Below are 12049 nucleotides of genomic sequence, written 5' to 3'. Positions count from 1 at the left end.
TTCCGTCAGGCGGAAGCGCTACCGGTGCGGGGCGCCGGCGGTCACGGACGGGGACGGGTGCGCTGCCACCGGGGCCGGGCGTCGGCGCCCCGGCGTCCGGCCACCGAGGCGCAGCGCGGGCACACCCGCTGCACCCGGTCCGCCGCGCCCCCGGACTCGGGGAGCGTGTCCGGCCAGCCGACGTGCGGGAAGCGCGTCAGCCAGGAGCGAGCCAGAGACAGCCCGCAGACCGTCTCGTTGCGTCCCGGCTCCCAGGCGTGGACCTCCCCGGCGGGCAGTCGGCGCCGCCCCTCCTCCTCGTCGGTCCACTGCCCCGACGCGGCGACGGCGTACTGCTTGCTGCGTCCCATGACGGCCTGCCGTGGTCCTACTGCTCGCTCGTGCCCGTGTCGTCCGTGTCCTCCGGGGCCTCGCCCTCCGCCTGGGACGGCGTCGTCCGGGGCGTCTCGGGGCGTTCGTCGTCGGCGGTGTCCGGCTGCCGGTCACCCTCCGCCTGGGACGGGGTCTGCTCACTCATCGGGCGCCTCCCTCGTGACAAAAGCCGTTTCGGTTCCGGGATGCCGTGCGGCAGCCCGCCGCGCCGGTGCGCGGGGCTCGCCGAGTACCCCGCACCGGATGTGCTCATTCCGCAGCAGAGTGACGGCGGAGGCGGGCCGGGTCGGACCGGGCGGCGCGGGTACCCGGCCCGCGGCGGAGGCGGACGGCAGGTGTCCGCCCCGGGCCGAACGAGGGAGGTAACGGCATGGGACTGCGCGATCACGTGGTGGTGGTGACCGGGGCGTCCAGCGGGATCGGACGGGCCACGGCGGAGGCGTTCGCCCGCAAGGGGTGCGCCGTGGTGCTGGCCGCGCGCCGCGAGGAGGCCCTGGAGGCCACCGCCGAAAAGTGCCGGAAGCATCGCGGGGCGCGGGCGCTGGTGGTGCCGACCGACGTGACGGACGCCGGGGCCGTGGAGGCGCTGGCGCGGCGCGCGGTGCTGGAGTTCGGCCGGATCGACGTCTGGGTCAACAACGCGGCCGTCAACGCCTTCGGCCGATTCGAGGACGTCCCGCTGGAGGACTTCCGCAAGGTCCTGGACGTCAATGTGATGGGCTGTGTGTACGGGGCCCGGGCGGCCCTGCCGGTGATGCGCGAGCAGGGAACCGGCACCCTGATCAACATCTCGTCCATCGTGGGGGCCGTCGCCCAGCCGTACAGCCATCCGTACAGCATGTCCAAGCACGCCGTACGGGGGCTCGGCACGAGCCTGCGGCAGCAGCTGCGGGTCGAAGGCGTCAAGGGCATACAGGTGTGCACCGTGCTGCCCGCGACCATCGACACCCCGCACTTCGAGCAGGCGGCCAACTACACCGGGCGCAAGGTGGTCGCCATGCCGCCCGTCTACTCGCCCGAGCGGGTCGCCCGGGCGGTCGTCGCCCTCGTCGGCCATCCCCGTCGCGAAGTCGTCGTGGGACCGGCGGGCCGCGCCCTGGTGCGCCAGGCCCGGCTGGCCCCGGGACTCGCGGAACGGGCCATGGCACGGCAGACGGACAAGAGCCATCTGTCCCGCGAGGAGGCCCCGGCCACCCAGGGAGCGCTGCACGTGCCGGCGCCCGGCCCGGGAGCCGTGCACGGCGGCTGGCACGGGCGGCGGCGGACGGCGATGCGCAGGACGGCCGTCACCGCCGCGCTGGCCGGAGCGGCCGTGACCGCGGGGCGCCGCCTGGTCCGCGGCCCCTCGCACGCCTGAACCGCGTCACGCGCGTACGCCTGAAGCGCCCGTACGCACGCGTTGCCCGAGCCTGACACGCGTCCGCCCCAGGGGAAGCCCCTGGGGCGGACGGCTCGGCGGCCAGACCGGCGTCAGCCCGCCACCGGCACGGGCACCCGGACGCCCGCCATGACCAGCCCGCTGCGCACCCGGGCGGGGATGCGGTTCAGCGGGATCCGCAGGTCCTGCTCGGGCACCTCGTACTCCAGCCGGGCCAGCCGCGGCCCGAGGGCCTGCAGCAGGGCGACGGTGACGTCCTCGCCGGGGCAGCGATGCCCGGTGGCGCGGTCGCCCCCGCCCTGCGGGACGAGTTCGTCGCGCCCGGGCGGCCGCTCCAGGAAGCGCCGCGGATCGAAGGTGTACGGGTCTCCCCACAGGGCGGGATCGTGGTTCTGCCCGTACAGGTCCAGCAGGACCAGCGCGCCGGACGGGATCGGCTCGCCCTGCCACTCCAGGTCGGTGACGGCCCGGCCGCCGAGGAAGGGGGCGAAGGGGTAGAAGCGCCGCAGCTCGTGGGCGAACGCCACGGCGTACGCCGGGTCGCCCTCGGCCAGCTGTTCCCTGATCTCGGGCCGGTGGTGCAGCGCGTGACCGGCATACGCGACGAACCAGCACACCGCGACGGTCGGACGGATGACATTGAGCAGTTCGACGGCGGCGGTGCGGGGGTCGAGGGGCCGGCCGTCGGCGTCCCGGTGGCGGACGACCGTGTCCAGCGCCGACCCGGCCGGCGCGGTGGCGGCACCGGCCCGTACGTCCTCGACCAGGCGGGCCAGCCGTGCTTCCTCGCGGTCGCGCGCCTGGCGGGCCCGCCAGTGGCGCGGCCCGAGCGAGGCGAAGCCGTCGACCATGGCGACCAGGTCCCGGGCCACCGCGTCGGCGTCCTCCAGCGGGACGCCCGCCCAGCGGCAGACGCCCCGGGTGAGCACGCGGCTCGCCTCGTCGAACAGGACCACCGACGGGCGCCCGGACCAGGAGGTGACGGCCTCGTCCCAGGCCGCGGCGACGCATCCGACCAGCTCACCGACGGCCTCCCGGCCGGTGAGCAGGGACAGGAACATCCCCTTGCGCACCCGGTGGGCCGGCCCGTCCAGGGTGTGCACGGCTCCATGGCCGAACAGCGTGCTCAGCACCGGACCGGGCAGCGCCGTCCGGCGCTCCACGTGCCGCTCGTCGTAGAAGAACCGCACCGCCTCGGGCCCTTGCAGGGCGACGGCGTGCTGTCCCATGAGGCGGGCGCGCACCACGGGGCCGGAGTCGCGGCGGCGGCGGTCCGGGAGATAGGAGTAACCCTTGGCGAGGAGGGCCAGGGAACTGTCCATGAGGGGGGTGTGACGCCGATTCATGCGCGCCGAGTGCCCGAGGCACCTCGTACCGAAACGGACACCGACGGGCACGGCGGCGGGTCCGGCGCACTCCGGCACCGCCCGTACCGGCGACTTTCACACGGGCGCCACCGGACCCTTCCCTGTCGTTCGGTGCTCTTGGAACACTCCTTCCGCGCACCTTCCGTCACACGGTTCCGACCGGTCGAACACCCCCAAGGGGAGAGGTCCCTCACTCATGCCCGAAGTCAACCGGCGCCGATTCCTCCAACTCGCGGGCGCCACGTCGGCGTTCACCGCACTCTCGAGCAGCATCCAGCGCGCCGCCGCCATCCCGGCGAACCACCGCACCGGGTCGATCGAGGACGTCGAGCACATCGTCGTCCTGATGCAGGAGAACCGTTCCTTCGACCACTATTTCGGCAAGCTGAGGGGCGTGCGCGGCTTCGGCGACCCGCACCCGGTGACGCTGGACAGCGGCAAGTCGGTGTGGCACCAGTCCGACGGCACCAAGGACCTGCTGCCCTTCCACCCCACCGCCGACGACCTCGGCATGCAGTTCCTGGAGGGTCTGCCGCACGGCTGGACCGACGGCCAGGCCGCCTACAACCAGGGCAAGTACGACAAGTGGGTGCCCGCCAAGGGCACCACGACGATGGCGTACCTGACCCGCGAGGATATCCCGTTCCACTACGCCCTCGCCGACGCCTTCACCGTGTGCGACGCCTACCACTGCTCGTTCATCGGCTCCACCGACCCCAACCGCTACTACATGTGGTCAGGGTTCACCGGCAACGACGGCACGGGCGGCGGCCCGGTCCTCGGCAACGACGAACTCGGCTACGGCTGGACGACCTACCCCGAGCGCCTGGAGCAGGCGGGCGTCTCCTGGAAGATCTACCAGGACATCGGGGACGGCCTGGACGCGGCAGGCTCCTGGGGCTGGATCAGCGACCCCTACCGCGGCAACTACGGCGACAACTCCCTGCTGTACTTCGACAAGTACCGCGCGGCCCAGCCCGGCGAGCCCTGGTACGACAAGGCCCGCACCGGCACCGACGTCAAGAACGGCGACGGCTACTTCGACCGGCTGAAGGCCGACGTCAAGGCCGGGACGCTGCCGCAGATCTCCTGGATCGCCGCCCCGGAGGCCTTCACCGAGCACTCCAACTGGCCCTCGAACTACGGCGCCTGGTACATCGCCCAGGTCCTGGACGCCCTCACCGCCAACCCGGAGGTGTGGTCGAAGACGGCCCTGTTCATCACGTACGACGAGAACGACGGCTTCTTCGACCACCTCGTGCCGCCGCTCCCGCCGAAGGACGCCTCCCGGGGCAAGTCCACCGTCGATGTGTCGCTCGACCTCTACCCGGGCGACAGCAGGCGCCCGGCCGGCCCCTACGGCCTCGGCCCGCGGGTGCCGATGCTGGTCGTCTCGCCGTGGAGCAAGGGCGGTTACGTCTGCTCCGAGACCCTCGACCACACCTCGATCCTGCAGTTCATGGAGCGCCGCTTCGGTGTGCGGGAGACCAACATCTCCCCGTGGCGCCGGACCGTGTGCGGCGATCTGACCTCGGCGTTCGACTTCTCCCGCAAGGACAGCCGGCCGGCCGCGCTGCCGGGGACGGACGCGTACGAGCCGCAGGACCGCGACCGGCACCCCGACTACCGGCCGGCGCCGCCGGCCGACCCGGACATGCCCCGCCAGGAGCGCGGTCTGCGCCCCGCCCGCCCGCTGAAGTACGCCCCCGCCGTGGACGGTTCGGTGGACGCGGCGGGCGGCAGGTTCACGCTGACCTTCGCCTCCGGTGCCAAGGCGGGCGCCGCCTTCCTGGTGACGTCCGGCAACCGCACCGACGGGCCGTGGACGTACACCACCGAGGCCGGCAAGAGCATCGCGGACACCTGGAACTCGGCGTACTCGAAGGGCTCGTACGACCTGACCGTGCACGGCCCGAACGGCTTCCTGCGCGTCTTCAGGGGCCCGAACAAGGCCGCCGGGCCCGAGGTCACCGCGCGCCACACCGGTGATGACGTCCGGCTGACCTTCACCAACAAGGGCGCCGGCACGGTCCGGCTGAAGGTCACCAGCGGCTACGGCGGTCCGGCCCGGACCTTCACCGTGCGCCCCGGCGCCACCGTGCGGCACACCGCCGACCTCACGGCGAGCCGGCGCTGGTACGACCTGACCGTCACCTCCGACGGCGACCCGGCGTTCCTGCGGAGGTTCGCCGGTCATGTCGAGAACGGGCGTCCGGGTGTGAGCGACCCGGCGATGATCACCGAGTAGCGCGGATCACAGGGGCGTGAGGTGCCCCGGCGTCAGCTGCCGGGGCACCAGCGCCGGCTCCGCGGCGGCCGTACCGGGCGCCAGAGCCAGGACGGCGGCCACGGGGTGATCGTCGTCGACGGCGGGTGCCGAGCCGGTCGGCAGGGCGCCGGTCGTGACAGCCGCCGGTGCGGGCGTCGCCTCCGCCTCGCAGGTGGCCGGAACCGGGTCCGCAGCCGGGGTTGCCCGGGTCAGGAGGATGACGCCCCGGCCCGCCAGGCCCGCGCCCGCCAGGGCGAGGAGGGCGCCGGTCGCGCCGCCCTGGAGGCGCTCGCCCAGCAGGGCGAGCCCGATCAGCGCGGCGGCCACCGGGTTGGAGAGGGTGACCAGGGCGAGCGGGGCGTCCAGGCCGTCCCGGTAGGCCGACTGCGACAGCAGCAGCCCGCCCGCCGCGAAGGCCGCCACGACCAGGGCCACCCCGATCACCTGCATGCTCAGCAGGCTCCCCGAGCGGTCCGTCGCGGCCACCGTCACGGTCTGGGTGAGCGCCGAGGCGACCCCGGAGGCGACCCCGGACGCGGTGGCGTGCCGCAGCCCGCGCCGCTTGCCCGGCCGGCCCAGCACACCGATCAGCACCGCGGTCACCCCGGCCACCGCCACCGCCTCCGACGGGCTCAGCACGTCGTCGGGCGCCGACCCGGACGCCGTGGCGAGGATCGCCGCCAGGCCCAGGAGGGTGAGGGCGGTGCCCCGCCACTCGACGGCACTGACCCGGCGCCCCGCGACCCGCGCGCCCAGGGGGACGGCCGCGATTAGGGTGAGCGCGCCGAGCGGCTGGACCACGGTCAGCGGGCCGTACTTCAGGGCCACCACGTGCAGCAGCGCGCCGGTGGCGTTCAGTCCGACGGTCGACCACCAGGCGCTGGAGCCGAGCAGCCGCAGCACCCCGCTCCCGGCGCTACGGGAGGCGAGCCGCTCCTGGGCGACCGCGGCGGCCGCGTAGGCGACGGCCGAGAACAAGGACAGGATCACGGCGATCAGGGTCGCGTTCATCGTCCCGCTCCCACGAGTACGGGCTGGTCCTCGGCCGGTACCAGCTGCTTGGTGCCGCGCCCCGCGGTCGTCGCGGTGCGGTGCGGCGGATGGATGACCGCGAGGGCCGGCCCGAGCAGGGCGGCCGCCACGATCGCGTCGAGCCAGTAGTGGTTGGCCGTCCCCACGATCACCAGCAGGGTCAGCGCCGGGTGCAGCAGCCACAGCCAGCGCAGGCGGGACCGGGTGGCGACGACCAGTCCGACAGCGATCATCAGGGCCCAGCCGAAGTGCAGCGAGGGCATCGCCGCGAACTGGTTGGACAGCTGGTCGCCGGCGGGCGGGCCGTACACGGAGGGCCCGTACACCCGCGCGGTGTCGAGCAGGCCGGTCCCGGCGAGCATGCGCGGCGGGGCCAGCGGGAAGAGCAGGTGGCCCGCCAGCGCGACGGCGGTGACGGTGGCCAGGACCCGGCGGGCCCACACGTAGTGCCCGGGGCGGCGCAGGTACAGCCAGACGAGGAAGGCCACGGTGGCCGGAAAGTGCACGGCCGCGTAGTAGGTGTTCGCGAGGTGGACCAGGGTGTCGCCGTGCAGCAGCACCGACTGCACCGCGCCCTCGCCGGGCAGTCGCAGGGCCCGCTCCAGATCCCACACCCGGTCCGCGTTGCGGAAGGCCTCGCCGGTGTGGCCGGTGGCCAGCTGCCGGCCGAACTTGTAGAGCAGGAAGAGCCCTACGACGAGCAGGAGCTCACGGACGAGCGGCGGACGAACGGCCGTGTCCGGCTCGGCTGCCACAGGCTCGGTGCGGGCATTCATTCCCCCGGCCCTTTCGCTGACGGTGGTGCGTGGGTGGTGCGGGCGGCGGCCCGCAGGTCTGGTGGACTCCGCGAACGCGCCGAACTCATCGGTACGGGTAAGTACCGAAACGACACTGTACCGAAACGCCAGTGTACCGATACGAACGGGTACCGGTACACTCTCGTACCGATAGACTTAGGACACACTGGAAGCACCCGAGCGAGGAGAAGAGCCGATGACGTCGCAGGCCGCGGACGGACCGGACACGGTCACCGCCTCGCGCCGCTCCAAGATCACGCCGGAGCGTGAGAAGGAGTTCTTCGACGCCGTCCTCGACCAGATCCGTGCGTGCGGCTACGAGGCCGTCACCATGGACGGCGTGGCCGCGAGCACCCGGTGCAGCAAGTCCACGCTCTACCGGCAGTGGAAGACCAAGCCCCAGTTCGTTGCGGCGGCCCTGCGCGCCAGCCGCTCCCCGCGGTTCGCCGGCATCGACACCGGAACGCTCGCGGGCGATCTGCGCGAGGCGGGCCGGGCGGTGGGCGACTGGTCCGGCGACACCAGCGTCCTGCTGCAGGCCTTCGGCCACGCGGTCACCCAGGACCGCGAGCTCCAGCAGGCGCTGCGCGAGACCCTCATCGAACCCGAGCTCGCCGCGCTCGGCAGGATCATCCAGCGCGGCGTCGAGCGCGGCGAGGTCGCCGCCGACCATCCCGCGCTGCCGTACGTCGCCGCGCAGATCTTCGGCGTGCTGCGCGCCCGGCCGGTGCTGGAGGGCGAGTTCGCCGACCCCGACTACCTGGTGAGGTTCGTGGAGGCCGCCGTACTGCCCGCCCTGGGCCTCACCTAGAGCTCAGGCCGCCGTCCACGGGATGACTGGACGGCGGCCTGACCGCGCCGCACCGTGGGGACGGGGGCGGCGCGCACCCCCCGGCCGGGTGGGGCACCTCTTGAGCGGAGAGGTGCCCCACCCGGCCGTCCGTTCCACCGGCGGATCAGACGTCCTGGCCGTTGCCGCCGCCGGACGCGGGCTCGATGCCCTCGGTTATCTCGTCGATGACGGACTGCTTCTCACCGACGTCGATCCCGAAGCGGACCACGACGATCCGCCCGGAGTCCGCGGGGGAGGGGAAGGCCAGCGACTCGACATAGCCGTCGGCGCCCTTGCTGGTGACCGCCTTCCAGCGCACCCGGTAGCCCTTCTGCCCGGCCACCGTCACCGCCTCGGAGGCCAGCACCTCGTGCGAGGTGATCTTGCCGTACCCCTCGCCGTAGGACTGCTCGGCGTTCTCCCCGATGTCCGCCTTCGCGACCGCCTCGGCGGTGCCGCCCTTGGTGCCGAGCGCCTCCGCGGGGGCCGAGTAGGCGCCGCCCTTGGTGCAGGTCTGGGAGGTGTCGCCGGGGCACTTGTACGACTCCTCCGAGGTCACCGAGGCGCCCACGGTGATCTCCTGGCCGTACCAGCCGTCCGGCACCGGCAGGCTGATGCCGCTGATCGGGTCGGTCACCGCACCGCTCTCGATCCGCGGCGCCTCGGACTCCTCGGGCGACGGGGAGGGGGAGGGCCTCTCGGGCCCGCCGGGGTCGTCGAAGGGGTCGTCCTCGCCGCCGGGACCGCCCGGGCCGCCGGGACCGGGCGAGGAGTTGGCGGTGCCGCCGTCCGAGCCCCCGTCCCCGGCCAGGGCGTACACGCCCACGCCGATGGCCGCGAGGACCGCGGCGGCCACCGCCACGGCTATGCCCGTCCGCACCCCGCGCCGCCGGCCGGGCGGTGGCGCGGGATGGGCGGGATAGGTGGGATAGGTCGAATAAGCCGGATAAGCCGGTTGGATCGGCTGCGTTCCGGCGGTCGGCGGACCCCATACGGCGGCCGAGCCCACGGGGCGGGTCTGGTCCGTCCATGCCCTGCCGTCCCACCAGCGCTCGGTGGCGGGACCGTCACTTGTCTGCCCTGGGTCGGGATACCACCCGGGAGGAGTCACCTGCGTCATGCCCCCACCGTATGAGGCGACGGTGAAAGCCGGATGAGAGGGATCCGGACCGCCTTCGCGGCGCCCGTCCCGTCATCGTCCCGAACGATCCGTCACCCGTGACGGCAACAGCTGCCCGGACCGCCCTCCAAGCGGACGGCCGGGGGACTACGCTCAAGTGCTGTACGTCGTTCGGGCGACTTGGGGAGGTAGCGGGATGACGGAGGTACGGCCGCCGGTGGCCGCCTCGGCCGCCCTGTGGGAGCGCGAGGACGAAGTCGCCGCCGTGGTACGGGCGGTGGACACCCTGTGCGCCGACCGCTCCTCCGCGGGCAGCCTGTTGATGATCCGCGGCGAGGCGGGCTTCGGCAAGACCGCCCTGCTGGCCGAGACCCGGCGCATCGCCGAGGCCCGCGGCTGCCAGGTCTGGTCGGCCCGCGGCGGCGAGACCCTCAGGTCCGTCCCCTTCAACGTGGTACGGCAGTTGCTCCAGCCCGCCCTGGTGTCACTGCTGCCGGAAGAGGCCCGCGAGTACCTCGGCGACTGGTACGACATCGCGGGCCCCGCGCTCGGCATAGCGGAGCCCGGCGAGCGGCGGCCCGACCCGCAGGGCGTGTGCGACGGTCTGGTCGCCGCCGTACGGCGGCTCGCGCGGCGCGACTGGCCGCTGGTGCTGCTCATCGACGACGCGCACTGGGCCGACCAGGAGACCCTGCGCTGGCTCGCCGCCTTCGCCGAACGTCTCGACGATCTGTCCGTGCTGGTCGTGGTGGCCCGCAGGCCCGGGGACATCCGGGGCGAGAGCGCCCGGCACCTCGAAGCGGTGGCCGCCTCCGCCGGCAGCCCCGTCACCAACCTGAGCGCCCTGACCCCGGACGCCACCGCGGGCCTGACCCGGGCCACCGTGGGCGGGCACGCCGACGCCGCGTTCTGCCGCGAGGTCTGGGCGGTCACCGCCGGAAACCCCTACGAGACCGTCGAACTCCTCGCCAAGGTGCAGGACAGCGAGATGGAGCCGGTCGAGTCCTCCGCGGCCGAACTGCGCGCCCTGAACCGCGCGGCCCGCGGCGGCGGCCTCGTCGCCCGCCTGGAGGGACTCGGCATCGAGGCCACCCGGTTCGCCTGGGCGGCCGCGATCCTCGGCGCCGGCATCACCGTCGGCCAGGTCGCCGAGCTCGCCACCATGAGCCACGACGACGCCGTCCGCTGCGCCGACCTCCTGCTCAACGCCCGTATCCTCACCACCCCCGACCCGGCCTCGGCCCCGGTGGAGGAGGGCGACCTGGAGTTCGTCCACCCGCTGATCGCCACCGCCGTCTACAACTCCATCCCGCCCGCCCTGTGCACCGCCATGCACGGCATCGCCGCCCGTGTGGTCACCGACTCCGGGCGCGGTGCCGCGGCCGCCTCCCGCCATCTGCTGGAGGTCCACCCCGACGACGACGCCGAACTCGTCGCCCAGTTGCGCGAAGCCGCCGCCGAACACCTCGCCGTCGGCGCCCCGGACGCCGCCCGCCGCTGCCTGGAACGCGCGCTGCGCGAACCGCCCCTGCCCGAGGTCCATCCGCACGTCCTGTACGAACTGGGCTGCGCCGCCCTGCTGACCGCACCGGCCACCACCATCAACCACCTCCGCAGCGCGCTCGCCATGCCCGGGCTCGACGGCGCGGCGCGCGTGGACGCCGTCTACCGGCTCTCCCAGGCGTTCCTCCACAACAACCAGATCGAGGAGGCCGTCCGTACCGTCGAGGCGGAGGCCGCCCGGCACGAATCCGGGCCCGCCAAACTCCGGCTGCAGGCCGTGCAGTACATGTGGGAGGGCATCCACGCGGGCGAGGCCAGCTCGCCCGGGAGGTCCGAGCGGCTCGCGGAACTCGCCCGCACCTGCTCCGGCCGGGACAACTCCGAGCGCGCCGTGCTCATCCTGCGCGGCTTCGACGCCATGGCGCACGGCGAGAACGCGGAAGAGGTCGTCGAGCTGTGCGACCGCGCCCTCGTCAACGGCCGCCTGGCACCGGGGCTCGGCTGGACCGACCCCGAGTGGGGCATCGAGCTGCTGATGATGCTTGCCAGCGCGTACGCCTTCGCCGACCGGCTCGACCGCGCCGAAGCCCTCTACAACGAGGCCCTGCGCGCCTACGAGTCGGCCGGCTGGAGCGGCGGCCACCTCTCCCTGGCCCACGCCTACATCGGCGTGGGACACCGCAGGCGGGGACGGCTGCGCGAGGCGGAGAAGTCGCTGCGCGAATCGCTGCGGCTCGCCGAGCGCGTCGGCCGCGGGCTGCCGCTGTACTGGTCCGCCACCTGCAACCTCGTCGACACCCTGCTCGCCCGCGGCCACGCCGAGGAGGCCTGGGAGGTCGCCGAGCAGTACGGCTTCGCACCGCCCTACCCGTCCACCATCGTGCTGCCCGACCCGCGCTCGGTGCGCGGCAGGCTGCTGCTCGCCGTCGGCCGGACCGAGGACGGCATCAACGAACTGGAGCAGGCCGAGAAGGCGGCGGCCGCCCGCGGTCACCACAACCCCGTCCTCGTGCCCTGGGCCGTCGACCTCGCCCGTGCCCTCGCCACCGAGGACCCGGCGCGGGCCGCCCGGCTCGCCTCCGACGTGCGCCGGCACGCCGAACGCTTCGGCACCGACACGGCCATCGGCGAGGCCCTGCGCTGCGCCGCCGCCCTGGAGACCGGCCAGCGCGCGGTACGCCTCGCCGCGCAGGCGGTCACCTTCCTGGAGGCCTCGCCCTGCCAGTACGAACACGCGGCCGCCCGCATCGAGTACGGCATCGCGGCCCGCTCCACCACCGAACTCAACCGGGGCCTGGCCCTGGCCCGCCAGTGCGGCGCCGACGGCCTGGTGACCTTGGCGGAGACCGTGCTGGCGAAGGAGACCGGACCCGCCTAGC

Annotated in this window: 10 protein-coding genes; 4 read left to right on the top strand and 6 right to left on the bottom strand. The window is 73.8% G+C overall.

Going from position 1 to position 12049, the window contains the following annotated elements:
- Positions 1 to 41: 41 nt before the first annotated feature.
- Together M8H82_RS12880 and M8H82_RS12875 are read right to left on the bottom strand one after the other, a co-directional pair.
- On the bottom strand, positions 42 to 350 hold the full coding sequence (locus M8H82_RS12880; RefSeq protein WP_250073296.1) for a hypothetical protein: 309 nt from the start codon (positions 348 to 350) through the stop codon (positions 42 to 44).
- A 17-nt stretch (positions 351 to 367) separates the two neighbouring features.
- The gene (locus M8H82_RS12875) at positions 368 to 517 is read right to left on the bottom strand and encodes a hypothetical protein (protein ID WP_250073294.1); all 150 of its coding nucleotides are present in this window, start codon (positions 515 to 517) and stop codon (positions 368 to 370) included.
- Positions 518 to 742: 225 nt separating this feature from the next.
- On the opposite strand from M8H82_RS12875, the gene M8H82_RS12870 reads away from it, so the two are divergent.
- On the top strand, positions 743 to 1729 hold the full coding sequence (locus M8H82_RS12870; protein ID WP_250073293.1) for an SDR family oxidoreductase: 987 nt from the start codon (positions 743 to 745) through the stop codon (positions 1727 to 1729).
- A 113-nt stretch (positions 1730 to 1842) separates the two neighbouring features.
- Here the strand turns inward: M8H82_RS12870 and M8H82_RS12865 are convergent, their stop codons facing one another.
- Positions 1843 to 3072 (bottom strand): cytochrome P450, encoded by a 1230-nt coding sequence (locus M8H82_RS12865; RefSeq protein WP_250073291.1) that lies wholly within the window; start codon positions 3070 to 3072, stop codon positions 1843 to 1845.
- A gap of 241 nt (positions 3073 to 3313) precedes the next feature.
- On the opposite strand from M8H82_RS12865, the gene M8H82_RS12860 reads away from it, so the two are divergent.
- Positions 3314 to 5365 (top strand): phosphocholine-specific phospholipase C, encoded by a 2052-nt coding sequence (locus M8H82_RS12860; protein ID WP_250073290.1) that lies wholly within the window; start codon positions 3314 to 3316, stop codon positions 5363 to 5365.
- 6 nt (positions 5366 to 5371) lie between these two features.
- Here the strand turns inward: M8H82_RS12860 and M8H82_RS12855 are convergent, their stop codons facing one another.
- The gene (locus tag M8H82_RS12855; RefSeq protein WP_250073289.1) at positions 5372 to 6397 is read right to left on the bottom strand and encodes a hypothetical protein; all 1026 of its coding nucleotides are present in this window, start codon (positions 6395 to 6397) and stop codon (positions 5372 to 5374) included.
- Positions 6394 to 7194 carry a phosphatase PAP2 family protein gene (locus tag M8H82_RS12850; RefSeq protein ID WP_250073287.1) on the bottom strand — a complete coding sequence of 267 codons (801 nt, stop codon included), beginning with the start codon at positions 7192 to 7194 and terminating at the stop codon, positions 6394 to 6396. The genes M8H82_RS12855 and M8H82_RS12850 overlap by 4 nt, the downstream gene beginning before the upstream one ends.
- A 217-nt stretch (positions 7195 to 7411) precedes the next feature.
- Between M8H82_RS12850 and M8H82_RS12845 the strand changes: the two genes are divergently transcribed.
- Complete coding sequence (locus tag M8H82_RS12845) at positions 7412 to 8026, top strand: TetR/AcrR family transcriptional regulator (RefSeq protein ID WP_250073286.1); 615 nt, start codon at positions 7412 to 7414, stop codon at positions 8024 to 8026.
- A gap of 145 nt (positions 8027 to 8171) precedes the next feature.
- Here M8H82_RS12845 and M8H82_RS12840 read toward each other — a convergent pair whose 3' ends face one another.
- The gene (locus M8H82_RS12840) at positions 8172 to 9167 is read right to left on the bottom strand and encodes a DUF2510 domain-containing protein (protein WP_250073285.1); all 996 of its coding nucleotides are present in this window, start codon (positions 9165 to 9167) and stop codon (positions 8172 to 8174) included.
- Between the two features lie 196 nt (positions 9168 to 9363).
- On the opposite strand from M8H82_RS12840, the gene M8H82_RS12835 reads away from it, so the two are divergent.
- The gene (locus M8H82_RS12835) at positions 9364 to 12048 is read left to right on the top strand and encodes an AAA family ATPase (RefSeq protein WP_250073284.1); all 2685 of its coding nucleotides are present in this window, start codon (positions 9364 to 9366) and stop codon (positions 12046 to 12048) included.
- Position 12049: the final 1 nt, after the last annotated feature.

The organism is Streptomyces sp. YS415 (assembly GCF_023544665.1).
Lineage (GTDB): Bacteria > Actinomycetota > Actinomycetes > Streptomycetales > Streptomycetaceae > Streptomyces.
Note: the sequence above shows the minus strand (reverse complement) of the source record. Positions and strands in the feature narration are given on the sequence as shown.